General features: G+C 61.0%; 17 protein-coding genes. 12 read left to right on the top strand and 5 right to left on the bottom strand.

What is annotated here, in order from left to right:
* The first annotated feature begins 7 nt into the window (after window positions 1-7).
* Window positions 8-559: an NADPH-dependent FMN reductase gene (locus AB7290_RS27675; protein ID WP_063986477.1), complete on the top strand. Its 552-nt coding sequence runs from the start codon at window positions 8-10 to the stop codon at window positions 557-559.
* A 66-nt stretch (window positions 560-625) separates the two neighbouring features.
* On the opposite strand, the gene AB7290_RS27670 is transcribed toward AB7290_RS27675, so the two are convergent.
* From AB7290_RS27670 to AB7290_RS27655, 4 genes are all read right to left on the bottom strand, one after another.
* On the bottom strand, window positions 626-1,207 hold the full coding sequence (locus AB7290_RS27670; protein WP_441254216.1) for a hypothetical protein: 582 nt from the start codon (window positions 1,205-1,207) through the stop codon (window positions 626-628).
* Window positions 1,132-2,463, bottom strand: coding sequence for an NAD(P)/FAD-dependent oxidoreductase (locus tag AB7290_RS27665; protein ID WP_084795194.1), 1,332 nt, complete (start codon window positions 2,461-2,463; stop codon window positions 1,132-1,134). The genes AB7290_RS27670 and AB7290_RS27665 overlap by 76 nt, the downstream gene beginning before the upstream one ends.
* A gap of 105 nt (window positions 2,464-2,568) precedes the next feature.
* Complete coding sequence (locus tag AB7290_RS27660) at window positions 2,569-3,771, bottom strand: threonine/serine ThrE exporter family protein (protein WP_441254215.1); 1,203 nt, start codon at window positions 3,769-3,771, stop codon at window positions 2,569-2,571.
* Window positions 3,772-3,836: 65 nt separating this feature from the next.
* Complete coding sequence (locus tag AB7290_RS27655; protein ID WP_084795192.1) at window positions 3,837-4,190, bottom strand: hypothetical protein; 354 nt, start codon at window positions 4,188-4,190, stop codon at window positions 3,837-3,839.
* 337 nt (window positions 4,191-4,527) lie between these two features.
* On the opposite strand from AB7290_RS27655, the gene AB7290_RS27650 reads away from it, so the two are divergent.
* From AB7290_RS27650 to AB7290_RS27605, 10 genes are all read left to right on the top strand, one after another.
* Window positions 4,528-5,571 carry a heme o synthase gene (locus AB7290_RS27650; protein WP_085404120.1) on the top strand — a complete coding sequence of 348 codons (1,044 nt, stop codon included), beginning with the start codon at window positions 4,528-4,530 and terminating at the stop codon, window positions 5,569-5,571.
* A gap of 1 nt (window position 5,572) precedes the next feature.
* The gene (gene cyoA, locus AB7290_RS27645; RefSeq protein ID WP_063984100.1) at window positions 5,573-6,463 is read left to right on the top strand and encodes a ubiquinol oxidase subunit II; all 891 of its coding nucleotides are present in this window, start codon (window positions 5,573-5,575) and stop codon (window positions 6,461-6,463) included.
* Window positions 6,460-8,448, top strand: coding sequence for a cytochrome o ubiquinol oxidase subunit I (cyoB, locus tag AB7290_RS27640; RefSeq protein WP_085404119.1), 1,989 nt, complete (start codon window positions 6,460-6,462; stop codon window positions 8,446-8,448). The genes cyoA and cyoB overlap by 4 nt, the downstream gene beginning before the upstream one ends.
* On the top strand, window positions 8,445-9,077 hold the full coding sequence (locus AB7290_RS27635) for a cytochrome (ubi)quinol oxidase subunit III (protein ID WP_085404118.1): 633 nt from the start codon (window positions 8,445-8,447) through the stop codon (window positions 9,075-9,077). The genes cyoB and AB7290_RS27635 overlap by 4 nt, the downstream gene beginning before the upstream one ends.
* Window positions 9,074-9,469 (top strand): cytochrome o ubiquinol oxidase subunit IV, encoded by a 396-nt coding sequence (cyoD, locus tag AB7290_RS27630; protein WP_063984097.1) that lies wholly within the window; start codon window positions 9,074-9,076, stop codon window positions 9,467-9,469. Before AB7290_RS27635 ends, cyoD begins: the two co-directional genes overlap by 4 nt.
* Window positions 9,470-10,246: 777 nt before the next feature.
* The gene (locus AB7290_RS27625) at window positions 10,247-11,047 is read left to right on the top strand and encodes an acetoacetate decarboxylase family protein (RefSeq protein WP_063984095.1); all 801 of its coding nucleotides are present in this window, start codon (window positions 10,247-10,249) and stop codon (window positions 11,045-11,047) included.
* Window positions 11,048-11,176: 129 nt separating this feature from the next.
* Entirely contained in the window at window positions 11,177-11,977 is an 801-nt protein-coding gene (locus AB7290_RS27620; protein WP_063986473.1) for an acetoacetate decarboxylase family protein, read from the top strand.
* A gap of 247 nt (window positions 11,978-12,224) precedes the next feature.
* Window positions 12,225-12,812 (top strand): helix-turn-helix domain-containing protein, encoded by a 588-nt coding sequence (locus AB7290_RS27615; RefSeq protein ID WP_085404117.1) that lies wholly within the window; start codon window positions 12,225-12,227, stop codon window positions 12,810-12,812.
* On the top strand, window positions 12,809-15,655 hold the full coding sequence (locus AB7290_RS27610; RefSeq protein WP_085404116.1) for an ATP-binding protein: 2,847 nt from the start codon (window positions 12,809-12,811) through the stop codon (window positions 15,653-15,655). The genes AB7290_RS27615 and AB7290_RS27610 overlap by 4 nt, the downstream gene beginning before the upstream one ends.
* Before the next feature lie 111 nt (window positions 15,656-15,766).
* Window positions 15,767-18,646, top strand: coding sequence for an ATP-binding protein (locus tag AB7290_RS27605; RefSeq protein ID WP_085404115.1), 2,880 nt, complete (start codon window positions 15,767-15,769; stop codon window positions 18,644-18,646).
* Window positions 18,647-18,658: 12 nt separating this feature from the next.
* Here the strand turns inward: AB7290_RS27605 and AB7290_RS27600 are convergent, their stop codons facing one another.
* Complete coding sequence (locus AB7290_RS27600) at window positions 18,659-21,409, bottom strand: LuxR C-terminal-related transcriptional regulator (protein WP_084795189.1); 2,751 nt, start codon at window positions 21,407-21,409, stop codon at window positions 18,659-18,661.
* A gap of 259 nt (window positions 21,410-21,668) precedes the next feature.
* Between AB7290_RS27600 and AB7290_RS27595 the strand changes: the two genes are divergently transcribed.
* Entirely contained in the window at window positions 21,669-24,536 is a 2,868-nt protein-coding gene (locus AB7290_RS27595; RefSeq protein ID WP_441254214.1) for an ATP-binding protein, read from the top strand.
* The last annotated feature ends 5 nt before the right edge of the window (window positions 24,537-24,541 follow it).

Genomic DNA, 24,541 nt, shown 5'->3' with positions numbered 1-24,541 from the left:
AAAGCCGATGTACGTATGCGTATTGGTTGGAAGCCTGCGGAAGGCTTCGTTCAACGGGATGCTGGCGAATGCACTGATCTCGCTGGCGCCGTCCTCGATGAGGCTCGACATCGTCGAGATCGGAGGATTGCCATTTTACAATGAAGATCTCGATACCGCAGCTCCGCCCGCGCAATGGACCGCGTTCCGCCAGCGCATGAAGGCCGCCGACGCCGTTCTGTTCGTCACGCCGGAATATAACCGGTCAGTGCCTGCCGTGCTCAAGAACGCGCTGGATGTCGGTTCCAGGCCGTATGGACGCAGCGTCTGGGACCGCAAGCCGGGTGCGATCGTCAGCGGCTCGCCCGGGGCGATCGGAGGCTTCGGCGCCAATCATCATCTCAGGCAATCGCTCGTGTTTCTGAACGTGCCGACCCTGCAGCAGCCTGAGGCCTATCTCGGGCATGTCGACAAGCTGTTCGATGAGCACGGCAAGCTCGCTGGCGACGGCACCAGCAAATTCCTCCAGGCGTTCATGCAGGCGTTCGCCAATTGGGCCGAGACGGTTCGGCCCAAATGATCCGATCTCGGGGGCAGCGCGTCTGCCCCCTCGCGGCAAGAGCGGGCTGAAATCGCAGCGTCGCGCTCAAAAATGGATCGGCCGCATTTGCTCGAATTCGTCGCGGCACGCGCGGCTGAAGTCATGCAGCAGATCGATCGTGCCATCGATGGCCATTTCGCGCAGTTGGACAAAGCTCTTGTCCGGCTCCAGATAGGTGTCCAGGATTTTTCGGGTGACGTCCTCGGCATGATGGACCACCGGCTTTGAAGATATCGCCCGCATCGCGCTCATCTTGGCGTAAAGGCTGACCAGGCTCGGAATGTCGGCTTTATCGTGCTGGAGCGCATCGATGTAACATTTGGCGGCGTCCTCGATGAAATCCCTGTACAGGGTCTGCCGCCGAGTCTCCTCGTGAAGGACCCACTGCGCGCGGACCTGGCTTCGCTGGCTCCGCCAATTGGCTATTCCGCTTGTCAGGCCGCCCACGGCTGCACCGGTGAGAGCGGCGAGCGCGGATATGATGGAAGCGTCCACAGGTGCAGTCCTTAACGAATTTCCGGGAATGCTTGCAAGGTCTTGATTGGCCGCAACTATGACGAGGACGATCTCGGTCCCTCGGAAATCAGCCGTGAGCTCCTTTGCCCCGACAGATACGACCAGAACCACTGGGTCTGGACTCGAAACCTGTTCTGGAGTTGCGGCAGGGCGAGCACATGCAACGCGGCCCACACCCACCAGGTCAAAAAGCCGCTGCTGCGCAAATGGCCGGACTCGAGAATCGCAAAATTCTTGCCGACCACCGCCATGTTGCCCTTGTCGCGATACCGAAACGGTCGGCCATCCTTGTGTCCCTTGACGCGGCTGGCGATGACCTGACCGACAAATCGTCCCTGCTGAATGGCTGCCTGCGCGACCCCGGGGACGGGGTGACCATCCTGGGTCATCGTGGCCGCATCCCCTGCAACAAAGACGTTGGGCGCATCGGGAATGTCCATGAAGGCGCCCACGAATGCGCGCCCGGCGCGGTCTGTCCGGGTCGCCAGCATCTTCACGACCGGGGAAGCGCTGACGCCTGCCGTCCAAAGTACGGTGGCGCTGGGAATGCGGACGCCGGCCGCGATCACGCCCTGATCGTCAACCTTCTCGACCTTTACGCCCGTCGAGACCTCGACTCCGAGTTTCGTCAGTCGCTTGGCCGCCTTTCGCGACAGCGATTCCGCAAAGGTCGGCAGGATGCGAGTGCCGCCATCCAGCAGAACAATCCGGCTCTTGGCGGGGTCGATCTTGCGGAAATTGTTACGCAGGGTCACCGAGACCAGTTGAGCGATCGAAGCGGCAAGCTCGACGCCGGTCGGACCGGCGCCCACCAGAACGAAGGTCATTTGGCGAGCGCGCTCGTTCTCGTCATCGGTTGCTTCAGCCAGTTCAAATGCGCTCAAGATCTTGGTCCGGATCGTTTCGGCGTCGCTCAGGCTCTTGAGGCCCGGTGCGAACCGCGCGAACTCGTCATGACCGAAATAGCTCGGACGCATTCCGGTCGCGATCACCAGGAAATCGTACTCGAGCTTTCGACTGCCAATCTCCGGGCAGATGGCCTCGACGGTGCGTGCTCCCAGGTTGACGCCCTTGACCTCGGCCAGCATGACGCTGAGATTTTTCTGCTTTGCCTCGAGTTGCCGGATCGGTGCCGCGATCTCGGATGGCGCCAGAACAGCGGTGGCGACCTGGTACAGGAGCGGCTGAAAGATATGGTGATTGCGGCGGTCGACCAGCGTGATCTCGACATCGGCTCGCTTCAGAGCCCGTGCCGCCGCGATACCGGCAAAGCCACCGCCGACGATCAGGACGCTTTTTTTGCCTGGGGCCGCCTTTGTCGACGGCGGCTTTTCTTGCGGGAACGATTTGGTGAGAATTGTCGTCATGGGTACACCGACTCTCCAGGGCCAGCCGCCCCCCCAGGGTCAGATACAGCGGAGCTCCGGATTAATCTTGGATGGCGCTGCGGTGCATTGAACGACCGTGCCTGATCATCCGGGGAAGGGTCTGAGCCGCTCGTACAGCATGCGCGGGAGGATCAGCCCGAAGGCCATCGCCGTGATGATCAAAAGCGCCGTGGCGCTGCTCGCAGCGATACTGGTGACCAGAGCCGCCGGTGCGCCCGGGCCGATTGAGACCAGTTCGACGAGGCCCGTCGCAGTGTTGAACAGGAAGAAACCAGGCATCAACGAGACAACGGCGGAGAACGCGACCGCCGCGAAGGGCAGATGCAGGCGATCGACCACGGGAGCCGTGAGGGCGCTGGCAAACATGCAGGCGACGAGTGTTCCGGCCGGAGCACTTCCGCCGGCGGAGATCACCGCCCAGTGTGCGGCATGTGCAAGCATGCCGACTGCAATCGGGAAAGGCAGCAGACGCCATGGCATTGAGAAGAAAGTACCGAATGAGGCGACTGCGCATCCTGCTGCGATCACATCGATGATCAACGGCAGGGGCGGAGATGGCCCGGCTATCGCGAGTTGCCCGCCGGCGGCCGTGTACCCGAACAGACCGCCGGCGCAGATCAGCAGCACGATGATGCCGGCATAGGCCAGGCGGGTCATGCCCAGTGCGATGCGCGTGCGAGCGAGGTCCATGGCACCGTTGAGGATATGCGGACCGGGGACAAGCACCATGCAGGGACAGAAGGCGACCAGCGCAATTGCATCCGACAGTCGAAATCGGCTGGCAACAGCAGCTACAGCACCGGCGACCAGCGCGGCGCAAAGTGGCTGGAGGAGCGGGTTATGGCTGAAGCCGGACAGCCTGCGCCTGATGAGCGCGCCAGCGGCTGCGCTCATTGCGATCAGGAGCAGGCTCATCGCATCGAGCGCGCCGAAGATGACGCCAAGCGAGGCCGCACCAACGGCTGCGAACAAGGTGAAGCGTGGCGTGGAAGCGGGCGGTAGACGACCGGCCGACTCAAGTGCGGATTGCGCGGCACTGGCCGGCAATGTGCCGTCGCAGATCTGATCTATCACCGTCGTAACGGCGAGTACCCTGCCCATGTCGACGCCGAGCGGCCTGGCGGGCACAGCTTGCGAGACGCGCGAGCCATCCAATTCGATGATCAGTTCGTCCCATTGCGGGAGCACCTTCACCGCGACGCCGAGCGCGCGCCCAAGACGCGTGGCAGCGACAACCGTCCGTTCCGTGGTCTGACCGTGAGCAAACAGAAGAGCGGCCGCCAGCACGGTCGTGCTCAGCGCCGTTTCGCAAGACGGCGGTTCGGCGCGCGAGCTCTCCGGCTTTCGCTCGGTCAATTGCGTTGCGCGGTCCAGTAGCCCGAGCATCGTGAGCTTCCCGAATAGCCGCTCCACCTTCCGCGACCCGAGTTCCCGGAAAGTCTGCCCGTGCCGGACGCGAATTTGTCGTGAACCTCTACCGAAGCGCGGACCGAACCGGATTTCGCGACGTAGCCCCTGAATTTCACGAGATTGGGATGCGTGACTATTCCGTCGGAAATATTGACGGTGAAGTTGTAGCTGGGATCGCATGCGCCGCCTTGCGTCACGAAGACGAGATCCCAGGAGCCGTCATAGGCGGATCGTGCCTGCGCGGCCGGGGCCATCAGGCAAACAGCTGCAATCGTCCAGAGCAAAGGCATCTTCATCGATAGTTCTCCGTAGGCTCGGCGAACGTTTCCACGCAAACGGAACGAATTTCGCCGATGTTCAAACCAGGGATCGAGCGTCACAGATATAGGGCTGCTCTAGGAAGAATTGGCGCAAAGCGCTTGTTGAAAAGTGCTCAGATCACTTTGAATCGTGCGTTCACGAAAGATGCAGGCGCGACCAGACGCCCAGCCAATTGTTTTGAGCAGGATTGGCTCCAATCGAGCAGCCATATTCAATCGCGGCCACCGCTGGGCAGACATACTGAACGCACGCACTGTCGCTGTTCGAACGGAGCACGACAGGTCGCATTCAGAATGAACCTGGAGCCGCGAGATGAACGTCAAGTCCATTGCTGGCCAGCTTGGGGAAAGACGCGCTCGTACCCCTCATTCGCTGGCTGACTATTGGAATGTGTCTGACTTCGTCGCCCTCACAAAGCCGCGCGTGATGATGCTCGCGGTCTTCACCGCGCTCGTCGGATTGAGCTCCGCTCCGGTTCGCCTTGATCCGCTAACGACCCTTGCGGCAGTTCTTGCCATTGCAGCGGGAGCCGGAGCCGCCGGTGTCCTCAACATGTGGTACGACGCCGATATCGATGCGGTCATGAGCCGCACCGCCATGCGGCCAATTCCGCTCGGCAAGATCTCCCGGTTCGCGGCGCTTGTCCTTGGACTCCTTCTTGGCGGGTTCTCCGTGGTGGCTCTCGCCCTGGCGACGAACCTCGTGGCAGCCGCGTTACTGGCGGGCGCTATCCTCTTTTATGTCGTGGTGTACACGGCGTGGCTGAAGCGGTCCACGCGGCAGAACATCGTCATCGGCGGCGCTGCCGGCGCGCTGCCGCCGGTGATCGGATGGGCCGCGGCAACAGGCGATATCGGGCTGGAGCCGCTTGCGCTGTTCCTCATCATCTTTCTCTGGACGCCGCCCCATTTCTGGGCGCTGGCACTCAATCGCACCGAGGATTACGCCGGCGCGGGCGTACCGATGCTGCCGGTTGTTGCGGGACGCTCGGTCACAACACGGCAGATATTGATCTACAGCGGTCTCCTGGCTCTCGGTTCGGAGCTGCCCTGGGCACTGGGGTTCGCAGGCGTGATCTACGGCGTCACCGTTGCGATCTGCGGGGCGCTTTTCCTCATGCTTGCATTTCTGCTGGACAGAAGCATCGGGCCTGATCGCCGTCCCGCCCACAGGCTGTTCGTGTTCTCCATCTTCTATCTGTTCGCGTTGTTCGCAGCGTTCCTGGTTGACCATGGCGGCGAGTCATTCCGGCGCACGCGTGCCTCGCATGCGGGCATTGCCACGTCGGTGCATGCTGATCGCCTGCCGGAGGTCGCCCGGAGCGCATGGCGCACCAACAATCCCAGGGAGCTCTAACATGCGATACGGCTTACTGGCAGCCCTCCTGACCGGGGCCATGATGCTCGGCGGCTGCACCGAAGGCGTGCTCGATCCGAAAGGGCCGATCGCGCTGGCCGAGCGGCAAATTCTGTTTAACGCGCTCGGCATCATGCTTGCGATCGTGATCCCAGTGATCCTTGCGATACTTGGCTTCGCCTTCTGGTTTCGTGCATCGAACGAGCGTGCGCGCTATCGGCCGGATTTCACATATTCCGGACGTCTTGAACTGCTGGTCTGGTCCATCCCCGCAATGACGGTGCTCCTGGTCGGCGGCGTCGCATGGATCGGCGCACACGATCTCGATCCGGGCAAGCCGATTAGCTCGACGGTCAAGCCTGTCAACGTTGAAGTCGTCTCGCTCGACTGGAAATGGCTGTTCATCTATCCCGAGCAGGGCATCGCGAGCGTCAACAAGCTGGTCGTGCCGGTGGGGACGCCGATCAGCTTTGAACTGACCTCATCGAGCGTCATGAACAGCTTCTTCGTGCCTCAGCTCGGGAGCCAGATCTACACCATGTCGGGAATGGCGACCCGCCTCCACCTGCAGGCGGACCATCTCGGAACCTATCCAGGGATCTCCGCCATGTTCAGCGGCGAGGGCTTTCCCTACATGCACTTCACGGTCGAAGCAGTGACCGACGGTGGATTTGCGCAATGGGTTCGGCAGACCGGCGAGACCGGTTCGATCCTCGATAAGCAAGCTTACGCCGATCTGGTCAAGCCGAGCAAGGCGGTCGCGCCGTTCACCTATCGTGGCGTCGTCTCCGATCTGTTCAGCAGCATCGTAAATGCTGGGATGGGCACCCAAGACTCCCATCAAGACTCTTCTCTATCAGTTTGTTCAACCTCGCAGAGGGCAGAGCGATGAATCTCCTCGGAAAGCTCGATTGGAGCGCGATTCCTCTCCATGAGCCGATCATCATGGGTGCAACGGGCTTCATGGTCCTGGTCGTGCTGGTCGTTCTCGGATTTATCACGGCGAAGGGAGCTTGGCCCTATCTATGGCGCGAGTGGCTCACCTCGGTCGACCACAAGCGGATAGGCGCCATGTATTGCATACTGGCGCTCGTCATGATGCTGCGCGGCTTCAGCGATGCGATCATGATTCGCGCGCAGCAGGCGCTCGCAGCCGGCGGTGCACAAGGTTATCTGCCGCCCGAACATTTCAATCAGATTTTCTCGGCGCACGGCACGATTATGATCTTGTTCATGGCAATGCCGTTCGTGGTCGGGCTCATGAACTTCGCAGTACCGCTGCAACTCGGTGTTCGCGATGTGGCATTCCCGACGCTCAATTCCGTCAGCTTCTGGCTGACCGCCTCGGGCGCGTTGTTGGTCAACATTTCGCTGGCGGTCGGCGAGTTCTCGAAAGCAGGTTGGTGGGGGTATCCGCCACTGAGCGAATTGCAATACTCGCCCGGTGTCGGCGTCGACTACTATCTCTGGTCTCTGCAGATATCGGGTATCGGTACCCTGCTGGCGGGAATAAATTTCGTCACGACCATCCTCAAATTGCGGGCACCGGGGATGGGCTATATGCGCATGCCGGTCTTCTGCTGGACCGCGCTTGCTGCCAACCTGCTCATCGTCGCGGCTTTTCCGGTCCTGACCGCGACGCTCGCGATGCTGGCGCTCGATCGCTATCTCGGCTTTCACTTCTTCACGCTCGAAGGCCAGGGCAATCAGATGCTGTACTCGAACCTGTTCTGGGTATGGGGGCACCCCGAAGTCTACATCCTGATCCTGCCGGCGTTCGGCGTATTCTCGGAAGTGATGGCGACCTTCTCCGGCAAGCCGTTGTTCGGCTATCGCTCGATGGTCGCCGCGACGATGGCCATCTGTATCCTCTCCTTCCTGGTCTGGCTGCACCACTTCTTCACAATGGGTGCCAGCGCAAACGTCAACGGCTTCTTCGGTGTCATGAGCATGATCATCGCTTTGCCGACAGGCGCGAAGGTCTTCAACTGGCTGTTCACGATGTACGGCGGCCGGGTTCGTTTCTCGGTGCCGGTGCTGTGGTCGATTGGCTTCATGGTGACTTTCGTCATCGGCGGCATGACCGGCGTGCTCATGGCGGTGCCTCCGGCCGACTTCCAGCTGCACAACAGCGTGTTCCTGGTCGCGCACTTCCATAATGTCGCCATCGGCGGCGTCGTGTTCGGCGTGATGGCGGGGTATAATTATTGGTTTCCCAAGGCGTTCGGGTTCAAGCTCGACGAACGCTGGGGCAAAGCTTCGTTCTGGTGCTGGTTCGTCGGCTTCTATGTCGCCTTCATGCCGCTCTACGTGCTGGGCCTGATGGGCATGACCCGGCGCATGCAACATTACGACAATTTGTCCTGGCAGCCGTGGTTGATAGCGGCGGCATTCGGCACCGCTATCATCCTGGTCGGCGTCGTTTGCCAGATCGTCCAACTCGTTGTGTCGATCCGCAATCGCGAAGAATTGCGGGACGTGACCGGCGATCCCTGGAACGGCCGCACGCTCGAATGGGCGACAGCGTCGCCGCCGCCGGCATGGAACTTTGCATTCCAACCCAAGGTCGCCGGACTGGACGCGTTCTGGACCAGCAAAGATCGCGCGCAAGCGACGACGGACGCGCCGAGGCCGGCGCGCCGGTACGAGCCCGTCGAAATGCCGAAGAACAGCGCTACCGGCTTTGTTACGGCCTTCTTCGCGGTCGTCATCGGCTTTGCGCTGATCTGGCACATCTGGTGGCTGGCCGGCGTCGGGATGTTCGGCGCATTCGTGACGCTACTTACCTTCTCATTCCGCCGACACAACGAAATTGAGGTGCCGGCCGAGGAGATCGCCCGGTTCGTGCAGGCCCACCAGGCTGGAGTTGCAGCATGAATATCGCCGTCGCAATCGATCAGATTCCGCAAGAGGCACTGCCAAGTGCGAGTGAAGCGGGACCTGCTCCAAAGAGGATCGTGGTCGCCTATGGCTTCTGGATCTTCCTGCTGAGCGACATCATCATGTTCGCCGCGCTGTTCGCGAGCTACGCGGTCCTCGTGCGCTCCACGGCCGGCGGCCCGACCGGCGCCCAGCTGTTCAACCAGACGACGGTCGCGATCGAGACAGCCTGCCTTCTCTTTTCGAGCTACACTTGCGGGCTGATGTCCTTGGCGGTGAGTTCGCGCCGCTATTTCAGGAACTATTTGGGAGCGTTGATCACCTTCGTGCTCGGAGCCATATTCCTTGCTCTCGAGATCCGCGAATTCCTGAGCATGATCGCCATCGGCGCAGGGCCGCAGCGGAGTGCGTTTCTGTCCGCATTCTTCACGCTGGTCGGATGCCACGGGCTGCACGTTACGCTCGGACTGGTCTGGCTGACCGTGATGATGGTGCAGGTTGCGGTATTTGGATTCGCCGCGAGGGTGCAGCATCGCCTGCTCTGCTTCTCCTTGTTCTGGCACGCCCTCGATATCGTTTGGGTCGGGGTACTGACGGTGGTTTATCTGATGGGAGTGAGCTCATGACCGAGGTTCGACACGAACGCGCACCCGGAGACAGGCCGAGCCGCGAGATGGACGCATCGGCTCCATCCGAGCTTCTCGTCTACACGATCGGCCTGCTTGTGGCGGTTCTTCTCACGGCTACGTCATTCTGGGCTGCAAATACGACGCTGCTCTGGCCAGGCGGAGTAGTCCTCGGTCTCGCCGTCCTCGCCATTGCCCAGATGGGCATTCACCTGGTGTTTTTCCTGCACATCACCAGCGGGCCGGAGAGCACCAACAACGTGCTCGCGCTCGCCTTTGGCGCTCTCATCGTATTCGTCGTGATCGCCGGCACGATGTGGATCGTGGCAGACATGAACACGAACATGATGATGCCGTCGAGCATGCCGATGGGCATGAGGATGCAACGCTGAAGGGCGTCGCGGGGATGGCTGCTGTCGTTCGAGCATGCCGTCCTCGCGCAGTGCGTGTTCGTCAGCTTTGGTCGGCCACATCGATCGGAAGGCGCTCGACGGCGCCCATCGCGTCGTAATGCTGTGACGGGCCGACTATCTTGTGGGGCGTTTGCGAGTGCTATTGCTGTCCCTGGCGCCGGGGATTTGCGGGATATCCACCTGGATTACCTGCCTGCAGGTATCGCTGAGTTCGGAGCTCCGCTCTCTGAGACAAATCGTTATGTCGTCCGCATTGGGGATGAACGCACTGCAAAGTCGGAACACATCGGGCGTGCATGCCGCGCGCTGTTCCGGTGTTCCTTGCGAGAACGAGGGCGCGGACCAGGCGGTGGCGAGCAGCAGGCACAGGGACACACCCCACGCCGGGGATATCGACCGCCGTGGCATCCGCTTGTTTGAACTTTTCGTTTTCATCTGGAATCTCGTGCTGATCAATCGAGGCCGATACTCGACCTCGTCAGGCTGACACCGATACGCTCTCGTCGGAGCACGGGCTTGTCGCAAAATGTCAGCGTTTGTAGCTTTCGACCCTGCCGCGGCCCACCGCGTCCTGGAACGGCCTTGTGGGGGAACGGGCAATATGCATCTGCCCGGTTCGGGCCGGTCTGTAGCAACCGCGAGTGCGCATGAACCGCCAAGGCGTCACACGTTCGTCCAAGCGTCGCGCCTGATACGGGCGCTAGTGTTCGATCCTGGAATGATGCGCCTGACACCGACTGCTGGCGGGGCGAGGACATGCTCAAGGGATTTACGGCTCCTCGGTCGCCTCGGGGGATTGCTGCATTGGTCCCACCGCCACCCTGGCACTTCGCTGGTGACGTGCTCGCGGTGGAATTCTGGAATGATCCCGATGTATCGGTCCAGATATTCCCCTCTGGCGTGGAGCTTGATGAGCGACGTCGAGGCCGCTCGGTCGCACTCTTCACGGACTATCAGTTCACGGCGCAGAACGAGGAATATCTGGACCCGGCCAGATATCAGTGCCGCGGGTTCAGCGTTCTCCTCGACGCGATGTGGAAGGGGACCCCAATAGCGTGGTGCCCATACTGCTATGTGGACAACGACGCTGCATTGATGAGAGGCTGGATTCAGGGCTATCCGAGAAAGTTCGGCACTGTGCACCTGACCCGCACCTTTGCCGCAGCGAGCATGGCTTCGGCGCCTCTCGCCAATGATAGCAGATTTTCGGCCTGCATGTCTGCTCACGGCCGCTTGCTGGTGCGGGCGAGCGTCGTTTTGCGCGAAAAGGCTGACCGTCTTGTCGGGCTTCTCGATCGCCGGATTGTGGGGCGGCGGTATTTTCCGCGGCTTTCGGCGGGCATGCACGACAAGCCGGCTGTGGACGAACTCGTTCGATGTATCTCGGATCATTCCCTGGTCACAAACATCTGGATCGGCGAGGGTGACCTCAATTTTCCGGAGGCCTACGGAGAGGAATTGGAGATGCTGGGTCCGCTCAAGGTTGGACGCGCATATCGGTTCTCGTTCTCCTATTCCGTCACCGACATCGAAGTTCTGGCAGACCTGACAGCGTAGCGGCCGGCTGATGCCAACAGACGTGTTCCGGATTGCGGCAGGAATCAACAAACCGGCGCATTTCAATCAAATCAAGCGGGGCTGGTTCCGGTAGCCTCTATGCCGAAAGCGATGCATCAGGACACGGGAATGCTGAAGGGCTTTACAGTTCCGAAGTCGCCATTCGGCCAGGCCGCTCTCACTCCGCCGCCACCCTGGCACTACGCTGGCGATGCTGTCGGAGTCGAATTCTGGACCGACCCCGACGCGACAGCAGCGACATTGCCGAATGGTCTTTCGCCGGATCCTGAGTCAAACGGTCACGCCGTCATGCTGTTTCTGGATTGGCAATTCACCGCCCAGGACGACGAATACCTCGAACCGGCTCGCTATCAATATCGCGAGGCGTTTGTCCTGGTCGACGCAATGTATGTAGACATCCCGGTCATGTGGTGTCCGTACATCTATGTCGACAATGACGCTGCGCTGGCGCGCGGCTGGACACAGGGATTTCCCAAGAAGACGGGGAGCATCTTTCAGACACGCTCCTTTGTGGCTCCTGGGCCCGCCGCGGCGCCGATGGCGTCAGGCAGCCGGTTTGGCGCCAGCCTTTCGGCGCATGGCCAGCGTCTTGCGGAAGCGTGCGTCACCTTGCGCGAGCCGGTCGAAGACGGATTGTCTCTGCTCGGCCGCCCCACGGTCCTGCTGCGCTACTTTCCGAGCCTAGTGGCCGGCCGCCGGGACAAGCCTGCCGTCGACGAGCTGGCGATGTCAGTCACCGACAATCTCACCGTTGCCGGTGCATGGATCGGAACAGGAGAGCTCAATTTTCCGGATGCGAACGGTGAGGAGCTCCACTCGCTCGCGCCGCGTCGGATCGAGTCGGGCTTCCGGTACTCGCTTTCCTATTCGACCAGCGATCTGAAAATCCTCGAAGACCGTGCTTTATAAGTGACCTCTCGCGCCCGGACGGCGAAGTGCACAGCCGCCGCTTCGCTAGGAGGTCCGTCGCAGGGCCGCTATCGGCGGCTATATTGTTGAAAATAAACAACTCTTTCGCGTCATCGAACGTTTGCTCAGCAAAAGAGCATTTGCCCGAATTTAACTGTTCAGAACGTTACTTAACAAGCCAAGGGGCTTCCCTTGCTGCACTCTCTCGCCGATCCGGGCGGTCGGGCTAAGCGTCGAGGGAACGAATATGACAGGACTTCCGGCTACCGCCCCAGAATCTTCCCTCGCATCCGACCAACAATTCAACTTGGTTGCGAGTAGCCTGGCCACGCTGCTTGAAACGGCGAGGCGAGAGCTGGAGCGTGATCGAGATGCGGCGAGGGTGTCGCTGGCGACGGCATCCCACATCCTGCAAGCGGAGATCGAGCGATGTTCGGGCGCTAGCGGCTCCACAAGGGGCGGTCTAGCGGCCTGGCAGATCTTGCGCGTGCGAGCTTACATCGACAGCAATCTGCACCGTACCATTCACATTCGGGATCTCAGTGCGGTCGCACGTCGAAGCCCGGCGCACTTTTCCCGGAAGTTCAAACTGGCTGTTGGGGAGTCGCCGCATGCCTATGTGGTGCGAAGGCGCCTGGAGCGAGCCTGCCACCTGATGATGACCAGTGCGGCCTCGCTGAGCGAAATAGCCCTGAACGTTGGCTTTTCCGATCAGGCGCACCTATGTAGGCTCTTCAGGCACGCTTTTGGCCGGAGCCCGGCCAATTGGCGACGCGAGCGCGGCTTCCCTGACGAGGTCAGCTTAAGACCCGGCTTGGACGAGAATATCCCATGAGCGATCAGCGCGGCAAAGTGCTGAGCTTCGGCCCTTTCGAGCTGTCGATCGGGGGCAGGATTCTAACGAATGGCGCAGAGACCGTATCGCTTGGCGCGCGCGCCATGGACCTTCTCATTGTCCTGGTGGAGCAAGCCAACAAGGTCGTCGGCAGGAGAACCCTGATCGAGCGCGTTTGGCCGGAGAGCGGAGTTGAACAAGTCAGCCTGCGCGTTCATATCTCGGCGCTCCGCAAGGCCCTCAATCGGAGTGACCCCGGTCGGCGGTATATCGCGAACGTGCCCGGGCGAGGGTACAGCTTCGTCGTACCGGTAACGTCAGCTTCCCTGCCAATGTCGGGGGATCTCAATCCATCTTCGAGGCCCCGACTGCCTGCGCGCCTGGTTCGGATGCTCGGACGAAGAGAGGCGCTCGCCACGATCCAGATGAAGCTGGCCGAGCAGAAATTTGTTACGATCGTCGGCCCCGGCGGGATTGGTAAAACCACCGTAGCGGTGGCGGTTGCCCACGAAATGAGCGCCACCTTCAATGGCCAGATCTATTTTGTCGACCTGAGTGCTCTGGGCGGCGCTTCGCGCGTAGCTCCAGCAATAGCGGCAGCACTAGGCGTGTCGGTACAAACGAGCAATGTCGTACCAGCCCTGATTGATCGGCTGCAGGGAAGGTCAACACTCATCATTCTCGACTGTTGCGAACACCTTATCGATGAGGCGTCGGCCGTGGCGGAAGAACTGATCTGCCGTGTCCCGACACTGCATCTGCTCGCGACCAGCCGGGAGGCGATGCGAGTCGAAGGTGAACAGATCTACGAACTCTGCGCGCTCGAATGCCCTGGGGAAGACAACAAGTCGGCGCACGACGTGCTGCAATATCCCGCGGTCCAACTGCTGGTCGATCGCGTGCGGGCCGTACGCGGTGACTTCGAGCTAACAGATGCGGATGCGCCGATTGCGGCAAGGATCTGTCGGCGGCTTGACGGAATTCCATTGGCAATCGAACTCGCCGCCGGCAGAGTTGACATATTTGGCCTTAGCAAGGCGGCAAGCTTACTCGACGACCGACTAAACCTGTCATGGGTGGGGCGCAGAACGGCGTTGCCGAAGCACCAGACCTTGAACGCCGCGCTGGAATGGAGCTACGACTTGCTTGGCGTGACCGAGAAGCGCGTCCTGAGCCGGCTCAGTGTTTTCGCCGGCGGATTTACGTTCGAAGCAGCGGTCGCCGTGGTCGCTGACGAAACGATCGATGAAGCAAACGTCTCGGATTGCATTTGGGAGCTCCGCTCGAAATCGATGATTGCCGCTCAGGGACAGAGCGCGAGGCTCCGCTTGCTCGACACCACTCATGCCTTTGCGTCCCAACGGCTGGCCGAAAGCGCCGAGGAGGTCGGTTTGCGCCGCCGTCACGCCCTCTACTTCGGCGACTTGTTCAAACAGGGTGCTTCAATGGACATTCCTGAGAGGATCCAGGCGCTCGGGGTCGAGGTCGGCAATGTCAGAGCGGCTCTGAACTGGGCTTTCTCGGTCGAAGGTGATGCGAAAATTGGCGTTGAACTTGCCGCCGCCTCAGCAAGCACCTGGATGGCAATGGCCCTTCTTACCGAATGCCGGGATTGGATGACGAAGGCCATCGGCCGGCTCGACAATGCGAGTGCCGGCTCGCGCCAAGAAATGATCGTTCAGTCCGCGCTCGCCAGTTGCATGATGTTCACGGATGGCATGACCGAAGAGTCGTACGCAAGCTGGGAAAAAGCGCGCCTTCTGGCCGAGTGCCTTGACGACACCGAATGCCAGCTCGATTCCCTGCTTGTTCTTTGGGCCCACCAGATCCGGCTTCCAAATTATGCCGAGGCGACGGAATTGGCAGATCGATGCGGTGATGTCGCTGCTTTGAGCGGCAATCGTGGCGCGATCGCAATGGCCAACTACATGCGTGGCGTAACGTACCACCACAGTGGGCGAATATCACAGGCTGAAGCTTGCTTTGAGTTGTCCCTGCACCGCGACGACGAAGCGTCCCGTCGGTCTCTCATCACCCGGTTTGGCTACGATCGGAAAGTAGATGCCCTGGCCGTACTGGCCAATGTGACCTGGCTCCGGGGCTGTCCTGATCAGGCGCGACGCCTCAAACTGACGTCGATCGCTGAGGCACGCCAGTTGGATCACGCGGTACCGCTCTGCGTGGCGCTGGCTTGGGCAAGCTTCAATACTTATCTGGCAAGCCCGGACGATCCCGAGACCGAATCGCTTGCCAACGAACTTGTCGACCACGCCGGAAAATACAATGTGGAGAGCTACCAGGGGTTCGGCCTCGGCATGCAGGCTCTCTACGGCGTCAGGCGGGGGGAGGGCGATGCAGCTACTGCGACGCTCTACCGAGGTTTGGAGAAGTTGTCCGCGGCGCGATATGGAGTCTTCAATTGGTTTCTGCAAGCAGAGTTCGCAAGATGCACGGCCGTCGCGGGGCATCCGCAGCTGGGGCTTGCCGTCTTCGAACGGGCCAAGATCAATCTTGACGAGACCCACTGGTACGCCGCGGAATTGCGCCGCATCAGAGGCGAACTGGCCGTGTACAACGACGAGGGGCTTGAAGTTGCCAGACAGTATTTTCTGTCGGCGCTCGGACTCGCCGCCAGTCAAGCCAGCTTATCGTGGGAGCTCAGGGCCGCGACCAGCCTGGCCATTGCAGAAGAATCAGCCGAGCTGAAGGAGCGCGCGTGGCAGACCTTGCAGTTCACCCACGCAAAATTCCGAGAAGGCCATGAGACCGTCGACCTACGGTTGGCCAAGCAGGTACTAGCCGTTTCACATTTGCACGATGGCGCCGCCAACTCGATGCACTGAGGCTTGTCGCTGGAGAAGGTTTGGGGTAACCCTCGGAGGCCCGGGTGTATTTGCCCAAGACCGACGACGAACGGTGCAATTGCCGACGTCGTGCTTTTGGCGGAATAGGTTATGTCCGTCCGACCAATTGGCTCATCGTGTGCAATCCGGTTTCGGTTTGGCCCATTCGAGCTGAATGTATCCGAGCGCTCTCTGAGCAAGGCGGGCCAGATCCTTCCACTGGGCGGCAGAGCCTACGACATTCTGATAGCTCTGCTCGAAAATGCCGGTGAGGTCGTCCCCAAGTCCGAACTGATCGCCAGGGTATGGCCTGACGTAACCGTCGAGGAAGGCAGTCTTCGTGTCCATCTATCGGCGTTGCGCAAGACACTGGGCGATGGTCAATTTGGTGACAAGTACATCGCGAATATCCAGGGCCGTGGGTATAGATTCATTGCGCCGGTCACGCCACTTCCCGCAGCCCTCGACAGCGGTAACGCATCTTCGGGATTGTCCAGCTTGCCGCCGGCATTGGGCCGCATGGTTGGCCGCAGCAAGGTCGTCCTTGAGATTCAGCGTTTGCTCCAGACTGACCAGCGCCTCACGACTATTTTGGGCGCCGGCGGCATAGGCAAGACCACGGTTGCCCTGTCGGTTGGGCACGCGGCGCTTGCTGATTTCTCCGGGGCGGTATTCTTTGTCGATCTTTCAACGGTGACCGACAACGAGCAAGTCATCGGTGCTGTCGCTTCCGCGGTCGGGCTCGTCCCGCAGCCAGCCGATCCGAAGGAGGCGCTGCTCAATTTCCTGAGCGCTCGCAAGGCGCTTATCGTTCTCGATAGCTGCGAACATCTCATCGAGAGATCCGCGGAGATAGTCGACTATATTGTCCGGAATACCCCGGCCGTCTACATACTCGCGACCAGCAGGGAAACCTTGCGCGTTCCTGGCGAACGCGTATTTCGTCTTTGTCCACTGGACTGCCCGCCGGAGCAGCCGCAGCCGACTGCGTCAGAGGTGCTTGCTTATCCGGCCGCACGGTTGTTCGCCGAACGCGTCAGTGCTCGCCGCGGCAGCTTTTCGCTTAGTGACGACGAAGCTCCTATGGTTGCCGAGATTTGCCGCAAGCTTGACGGCATTGCGCTCGCTATCGAACTCGCCGCCGGAAGGGCCGCTGTCTTCGGCGTCGGGAATACCGTGGCAAGGTTGGGTTCGCGCATCGATCTCCTGAAGTTCGGTCGCCGGACGGCGAATCCTCGGCATCAGACGCTCAAGGCGACGCTGGACTGGAGCCACGATCACCTGTCCGAGGCCGAACGGATTGTGCTGCGACGAGTCGCAATCTTTATCGGACCCTTTTCATTGGAAGCGGCGTGTACGGTTGCAGAGCAGGAGGGTACTGACCGGTCCGAGATCGAGGGAACGATCGCAAACCTTGTCAACAAATCGCTCATCGTGGCGTGGCCCAGCTATCGACAGATGCTTTATCGATTGCTCGACACGACACGCTCCTATGCCCTGGAGAAACTCGCTGCGAGCGGCGAACACAATTCCATGGCGGCGCGCCACGCGATCCATTTGAGCCGGTCATTGGAGGACAGCCGCGACAATCTTTTCGACCTGGAGTCCGGACGGCCTCCGGGGAGCGCGATACAGCACTATCTGGGAGACGTCCGAGCCGCGCTTGAATGGAGCTTTGGCCCCCGTGGAAACGGCAGCGCGGCCATACGACTGGCGGCGGCGGCCTCGCGTCTGTTTCTGGCCAAGTCGCTTTTCGTGGAGTGCCGGGACTGGATGGAGAAGGCGATCAATCGGATAGCTGCGGACTGCGACCCGCGCGACCAGATGGAGGTCCACGCTTCGCTTGCCTTGTCGCTGATGTTTACCGCCGGGAACAGTGAGAGGGTTCGCGATGCCTTCAATACGGCGTTGGCATTCGCAGAGCGGCACGACGATGCCTACCAGCAACTGCGTCTTCTCAGCGGGCTGTCGATGTATCTTCATCGTACGATCGACGCGGCGGGCAGCCTTGAAGTTGCGCGACGCGCGGAGTCGATCGCGAACAAGACCGGAAATCCGGAAGATGCGGCGCTTGCGGATTCGATGCTGGGGGCCGCCTATTATATCCTTGCGGACCACGTCCGCGCGCCAAAATACCTCGAACGGGCTCTGCACAGGTCGCCGGCGTCCCGACGGTTCAACGCAACTCAATATCTGTTCGATCTGCGAACCACCTCGCTGTTCAACCTGACCCGGTCACATTGGTTTGCTGGCAATCTCGATAGGGCGGCGGATTATGCCGAAAGAACCATCGAGGAGGCTGAGAGATCGGATCATCCGGTCGCTCTGTGTCGAGCTCTCATGCTGACGATGCCTTTCTATTTCTGGATTGACGATTTGGGGCAGGTCGAACCGAACCTCTCCGCGCTCGAGCTGACTGCGGAGAAGTATTCGCTGGAGCCATTCCGGGCTGTCGCCACAGGACTTAGGGGGCGCTATCTGGTCCGTGTCGGCCAGACGGAAGATGGCATGCGTCATCTGCGAGACGGCCTGGAAAAACTGCGGATCCTGCGATACGAAATGCTTGTAACGGATTTCGTCTCCGAGTTGGCGCTCGGCCTGGCGAAACAGAACGAGCGCGCGGAAGCGCTGGCTCTCATTGACGGTTCGATCGCCACGCAGCTCGGATCGAACAGGCCTCTTCACCTTCCGGCGCTGTTGCTGGCGAAAGGCGCGGCCTTTGTGTGCCGAGAGCCTCAACAGCTTGGTCTGGCCGCGGAGTGTTTCGGGGAAGCGATGACCCTGGCCGGGCAACAATCGGCGCTTTCGTTCGAGCTGCGGGCGGGATTGGAGCTTGCGCGGATTTGGATTGATCGGGGTCAAACCCGAAAGGCCCACGATCTCATCGGAGCCATCTACGGCCGGTTTACCGAGGGCTTCGAAACGCCGGATCTCATGTCGGCGAGGCTGGTCCTCGAGCGGACCCGCGTTCGTGCGCGACAAGCCGGATGACGGGGCGAAGCTTCACCGCGTGGTGACAATGCCGAGGGTCTGCGCGCGTGACACGGCCTGCGCGCGCTTCTCCACACCCAGCTTGGTGAAAACGCTCTTGAGATGCGACTTCACCGTCTCGGGACCGATATCAAGGCTTCGGGCGATTTCCTTGTTGGACAATCCATCCGCGATCCGCGTGAGAATATCGGTCTCGCGACGGCTCAATGCGCTGAGAATCCGTGCGCTTGAGTCCGTAGCCGAGCGATCCTGTCGTGCTCGCTGCAGACCCGCCGCGAGACGATCGACGTAGGGGATCAGATCCGCCTTGAGGTTTCCTCCCTCCCGTGTCGCCCGGAGAAGCTCTGAAATGGCTGGCCCCTCGTCGAGGACGGTCTGATAGAGACCGGCCGCCGCACACGCGGCAAGCACGCGACTAAACCGGCTCACCGCCTCCGCGGCCTTGCCCGCGCTGAGCTGAACTGTCGACTGACGAATCGCAATGCAGATCAGGAACTGACGGTGCTCCATCGCTTCGGCTTCGTGCTGCAATTGTTGAAGGATTGAAGCGGCCTCGTCCGATTGAGCCTGCAGGCCCAGCAAATGAGCGCGGGCCAGTTTGTGGTACCATCCGATCTCCGACCAGGCGCCAGGCCTCGGTGCCGGGTATTTCCGTGCAAGGCGTTCCAGGCGATCGACGCATGCGGCGGCTTCATCCAACCGGCCGTCGTTCAGGTAGAGCCGCGCCTGCTCCGCGATCACGCCGGCCGAGAGTCGTCCCCAATCCCGCGCGACGCCGAGATTTTCAGCTCGTTCCAACAGAGTGCGGGCCCGCTCGAAGTTCATCCGTGCAGCGGCGACCCGGGAGATCACGAAATAAGTGCTCCACACGCAGTCGAGCATTGTCCCCGAGTTAATCAGCGGGAGGCGATCGATGACCCAGGCTTCCGCCTCATCGAGCAGGCCTTGCTCGTACTTGATTCGCGCGATCAGACTTGCTGGCAAGGCCGCTGCAATCGAATTCGGCCCGACATCCTGCTCGGCGACCCGGAAGCCCTCGCGGTAGTGCTTATCTGCCGCCGCGAGGCGTATCTGCCGCTCTTCTGTAAGCCCGTTGAGGCAGTGTCGATACACCGAGGCAAATACGTTCCTGCGATCCTCCTCGACCGAATAGGGAATCCATGGCGTCGCATGGAATTGCTTGAGGCTGCCCGCCTTCATGTGGCTGAAGCGAACGACGTTTGATGCTACGTTCGCGGTCCAAGGATCGGATGAACGGTCGACGCAATCCTGTGCCAGAGGCAGCGCGCTTTCGCTGTCATCCTTCAGCGCGATGGCAACGGAGCGGATCGCCTGGCATTCACACAGCAGGTTGCCATCAGGCAGAGGCATTGCGGCGATGTCGCCTTCGATGTCGGTTGCAAGCTTCAGGGCCTCGTCAAAGCGAAGCGCAAGCGCCAATCCCCATCCGATCGCCAATCGGACCTCGCACTGACCTCGCATGAGTTCGTCGGGAAACTGGCGTTGCCACTCCAGCAAGGTGAAGAGATCGCCTCTCTTGATCAAGGACATCGCGCAATTTTTGATCCAGCCGATCGCGCGGTCAGGAGCGCCGGCCGCGATCGCGTGCTGGACCGCTTCAGTCCATAATTCGTGGGAGGCATACCAAAGAGCCGCACGCCCGTGCAGTTCGGGAACTTCAATGCCACGGTCCGCCTCGAGCCGCTGTCGCAGATATTCGGCAAGCAGCGTGTGATAGCGAAACCAAACGCCGTCGTTGTCGAGCGGCGTGAGTAGCATCTGGCGCTGGGCAAGCGATGCCAGGATGGTGCGGCTCGCGCCCAAACCCGTTACGGCCTCGCAGAGGGCGCCGGAGAGCCGGTCGAGAACGGCCGTTCGCAGCATGAAGTCGACCAGTTCGACCGGGAGCCCATCCAGCATCTCGGTCAGGTAGGCGGCAATTGGACGCTGCGAGCCCGAGAGATTGTGGACATATTCCTTCAGGCCGGATCCAGACTGCGAAGGCATGGATGAAATGATCCGCAACGCGGCCGGCCAGCCTTCGGTCTTGCGCTGCAAGAGTTGCACGTCGGGGAATTCCAGCACTCCGGGTTTGGTGCCGTCCAGAAACGCCTGTGTCTCCAGCATGTCGAACCGCAGGGCTTCGGCATCGATCTCGATCAGCTGGTTCTGGGCTCGCAAGGTCGCGAGCGGCAGGGGAGGTTCGGTACGCGTCGTCAGCACCACGTGACAGTGGGACGGTGCGTGCTTCAAAAAATACGCGACGGTCTGATGGATGCGAGAAGCGCTGACCCAGTGATAGTCCTCGAGAAACAGGTAAACGTCGTCCTCCATCTCCGCCAGATCGTTGATCAGGCTCGACAGGATCGCCGTTGGGTCGATCAAATTGTTCTCGAGGATCAGCCCGATCGCGCCGGCGCCGACGTCCGGGCAGGCGTGATGCAGGGCCTGGGAAACGTAAAACAGAAACCGCGTGGCCTCGTCGTCGTCCGGATCGATCGTCAGCCACGCAACGGCATTGCCGTCTTGCTCGAGCGTCTCGGCCCAGGTGGCTGCCAATGAGCTCTTGCCGAAGCCCGCCGGCGCCTTGATGACACCCAGTCGCTTGGCCGGGAGGTCCGACAAGATCGCGAGCAGTCGGGGGCGCGCGACCAGCCCGCCGAATCGTGCCGGCAGGATCTTGGTCGCGAGAAATGGCAGCTGTCCTCCGCCGGGCGACGGACCCGTTCCATGAGTCGGATGGCTGGAGTGCGGCTGGATCAAAGGCTCCCCCTAACCACGTCAGTCCTCCCCCCATTCGGGGGATGCAAACCATGGTGAAATTGTACGATCTCTGTCAGCGAGAGGGAAGCGCCGGGCATTGTCAGTTGTATGCAGGCCGCATGCCGGTCGCTGCGTGCTGATCCCTGAAAGTCCACGCGAGGAGCCGGAAGCCAGCCGATGTCTATCGAGAACGCACGCTTGGGTTTCGCGCGGACCACTGAACATCCGGGAAAAGCACCCCAAGCCGGTGCCAAGAGCCATGGCTGACGATGAGCCTCGCGGAAATCTGCTATTCGGCCCCTTTGAGCTTTCGAGCAAAGAAAGGGCGCTGTGGCGCGACGGCGTGGCGCTGCCCCTCGGCAGCAGGGCCCTCGACATCCTGATCTACCTTGCCGAGCGTCCTGGCAAGGTGATCGCAAAGCAGGAATTGATCGATCACGTCTGGCCGGACGTGACGGTCGAAGAGGGTAGCATCCGGGTCCACGTGGCCGCGATTCGCAAGGCGCTTGGTGACGGCCAATTCGGCAACCGCTACATCGCAAACATCAAGGGACGGGGCTACTCGTTCGTCGGCGCATTGGCCTCCCTTGGGGGCGCCACGGAAAGCAGGACCGCCAGGTCCTGGCGGCAAGGCAGGCTTCCGGTGCGACCGATCATGATGATCGGACGCGAGACGTTCGTCACCGAGGTCGGCGACAGGCTTCGAAATGACCGGTTCGTGACACTGCTCGGCCCCGGCGGCATCGGCAAGACAACCATCGCTCTGGCCGTCGGCCGCGTCGTCGCCCAGGCGATCGGCGGCGAGATCTATTTTGTCGATCTGGAAAGCCTCACCGATCCGCACCATGTTGCTGCGGCCGTTGCGACCTCCCTGGGGTTCTCACTCAAATCGAAAGATCCCGGCCCGGAGCTGGTCGACCTCATCCGGTCGCGGAAGCTCCTCATCATACTCGACAGCTGCGAGCATGTGATCGAGGCGGTCGCGTCGCTTGCCGAACAACTCTACCAGCAAACGGAACAGATTCATCTTCTGACCACGAGCCGGGAATTGCTGAAAGTTGAGGGTGAGCATTGCTGCCGGGTTCCTCCTCTCGATTTTCCGCCAGACGACTCGGAGCAGACGGCAAATGCAATTCTGCGGTATCCGGCGGTGCAGCTGTTCGTACGGCGCGTGGCCACGCGAGCGGGTCGCATCGTTCTCACCGACAAGGAGGCGCCATTCGTCGCGGACATATGCCGAAAGCTGGATGGGATACCACTCGCGATCGAGTTGGCCGCGGGTCAGGTCGCCTCCCTTGGCCTTGAGAACACGGTTGACCTCCTGGTGTCCCGGCTGGAATTGCTGAGACTGAGCCATCGGACGGCAGTCGCCAGGCATCGGACGCTCAAGGCGACGCTGGATTGGAGCTACGATCTACTGTCTGACGCAGAGAGGATCGTGTTTCGACGCTTAGCTCCCTTCGTTGGACGTTTCACCCTCGATGGCGCGCGGTCTGTCGCCGGTGAACCCGGTGCGGGAGTCGAGGACATTTTCGACGCCGTCGCAGGGCTGGTCGAGAAGTCGTTGATAGCAACCCGGATTGATGTCGTGCAGGCGCAATATCGGCTGCCCAACACGACCCGGGCATACGCACTGGCAAAACTGGAGGAGCATGACGAAGTCGATATGGTCTTCGGCCGGCATGCGGAATACCTCGCCGGACATCTCGAAACGCTGAGGGAGGCTCTATCGAGCCTGCCAGGCGCAGAGAGAGCTGCGGCCTATTCCGACCAATTGAGCAACGTCCGTGCGGCCCTCGAATGGAGCTTTGGGCCGTGCGGCGATGCCGCGACGGCAACGAGACTGGCCGCCGCCGCCACGCAGGTGTTTCTGGAGCTGTCGCTGCTGATCGAATGCCAGGCATGGGCCGAACGCGCGATGGCGGGCCTGGGAAATCCGCATCGATACTCCCGCCGCGCCTTGGAGATCTCTGCAACGATCCCGCTGGCCTTGATGCATACGGAAGGCAACGATCAACGCGTCCGGACCGCTTTCGCAAACGCGCTGGATATTGCAATCGAACAGGGCGATCTCGCCCACGAGCTGCGGGTTCTAAGCGGACTTTTCATGTATTCGCACTGGACCATGGACATCCGGGGTGCGAGCGAGATCGCCACCCGGAGCAAGAAACTGGCTTTGGGAACGGGGAGTCACGACGACATGGCGCTGGCGGAAGCAATGCTGGCGGCTTCCGAACATCTGTCGGGAAATCACCTCGCCACACAACTGCATTGCGAAGCGGGTCTCCGGCACCTGGCGTCCCGACCGCGCTCTCGAACCGAACCATATCTCTTTCATTATACGAGCTTCCTGCTCGTCGGCATGGCACGTTCTCTCCTGTACCGGGGCTTGCTCGACCAATCGCTGGACTATGCAAGGCGCGCCAGAGCGGAAGCCAAGAGGTCGGGCAACCCCGCCACGTTGTGCCGGTCCCTGGCTTTGGTCCTTCCCGTGTTTCTGGCCATGGCGGATCTGAGCCAATCGGACCAGTACATTGGTGAGCTGAGTGAGCTCTCTGTCGCGCATTCCCTGATGCCTTATCGCGCCATAGCGACGGGCTTGAAGGGGCGATGGTTGCTTCTTCAAGACAATCGCATCGAAGCGATACAATTGCTGAAGCGAGCCCTGGAAGAGCTTCACGTCCAGCGCCACGAGATGCTGAACATGGATTTTACCTGCGATCTGGCCGCGGCGCTTATGGACCTCGGTGAGCATGAGCAGGCGCTGACCCTCACGGTGAATGCGATCGAGCAACAGCAGCGTGCCGGAAAATTGTTGCACATGTCTGCCTTGTTCAGGATGAAAGGGCTCATCCTGGCGTCTCGATCTGCGGAGGATCGCTTCGACGCCGAAGAAAGCCTGCTGTCGGCAATCGACTGGGCCAAACGCCAGTTCGCCACCCTGTTCGAATTGACGGCCGCGACGGACCTGGCCGGGCTGTTGCTGAAACAGGATCGCTTGCCGGAAGCTCACGAATATCTCAGCGCGAGTCTTGATCGCGTGCCGGCCGGGATATCATTTCCTGCCCGCAACCGCGCGGTGCAAATGCTCGGCCAACTCCGATCCGCAGCCGAGGACGTCGGTTGAAAGGT

The sequence above is a fragment of the Bradyrhizobium sp. 613_E4_N2_2 genome (genome assembly GCF_052075995.1).
GTDB lineage: Bacteria > Pseudomonadota > Alphaproteobacteria > Rhizobiales > Xanthobacteraceae > Bradyrhizobium > Bradyrhizobium barranii.
This window is presented reverse-complemented; position numbering and strand designations above follow the sequence as displayed.

Bases quoted from the DNA above. Each gene is read 5' to 3' on its own strand.
- AB7290_RS27675 (WP_063986477.1), top strand. From the start codon at position 8: ATGTACGTATGCGTATTGGTTGGAAGCCTGCGGAAGGCTTCGTTCAAC.
- AB7290_RS27665 (WP_084795194.1), bottom strand. From the start codon at position 2,463: ATGACGACAATTCTCACCAAATCGTTCCCGCAAGAAAAGCCGCCGTCG.
- AB7290_RS27655 (WP_084795192.1), bottom strand. From the start codon at position 4,190: ATGAAGATGCCTTTGCTCTGGACGATTGCAGCTGTTTGCCTGATGGCC.
- AB7290_RS27650 (WP_085404120.1), top strand. From the start codon at position 4,528: ATGAACGTCAAGTCCATTGCTGGCCAGCTTGGGGAAAGACGCGCTCGT.
- cyoA (WP_063984100.1), top strand. From the start codon at position 5,573: ATGCGATACGGCTTACTGGCAGCCCTCCTGACCGGGGCCATGATGCTC.
- cyoB (WP_085404119.1), top strand. From the start codon at position 6,460: ATGAATCTCCTCGGAAAGCTCGATTGGAGCGCGATTCCTCTCCATGAG.
- AB7290_RS27635 (WP_085404118.1), top strand. From the start codon at position 8,445: ATGAATATCGCCGTCGCAATCGATCAGATTCCGCAAGAGGCACTGCCA.
- cyoD (WP_063984097.1), top strand. From the start codon at position 9,074: ATGACCGAGGTTCGACACGAACGCGCACCCGGAGACAGGCCGAGCCGC.
- AB7290_RS27625 (WP_063984095.1), top strand. From the start codon at position 10,247: ATGCTCAAGGGATTTACGGCTCCTCGGTCGCCTCGGGGGATTGCTGCA.
- AB7290_RS27620 (WP_063986473.1), top strand. From the start codon at position 11,177: ATGCTGAAGGGCTTTACAGTTCCGAAGTCGCCATTCGGCCAGGCCGCT.
- AB7290_RS27615 (WP_085404117.1), top strand. From the start codon at position 12,225: ATGACAGGACTTCCGGCTACCGCCCCAGAATCTTCCCTCGCATCCGAC.
- AB7290_RS27610 (WP_085404116.1), top strand. From the start codon at position 12,809: ATGAGCGATCAGCGCGGCAAAGTGCTGAGCTTCGGCCCTTTCGAGCTG.
- AB7290_RS27605 (WP_085404115.1), top strand. From the start codon at position 15,767: ATGTCCGTCCGACCAATTGGCTCATCGTGTGCAATCCGGTTTCGGTTT.
- AB7290_RS27595 (WP_441254214.1), top strand. From the start codon at position 21,669: ATGGCTGACGATGAGCCTCGCGGAAATCTGCTATTCGGCCCCTTTGAG.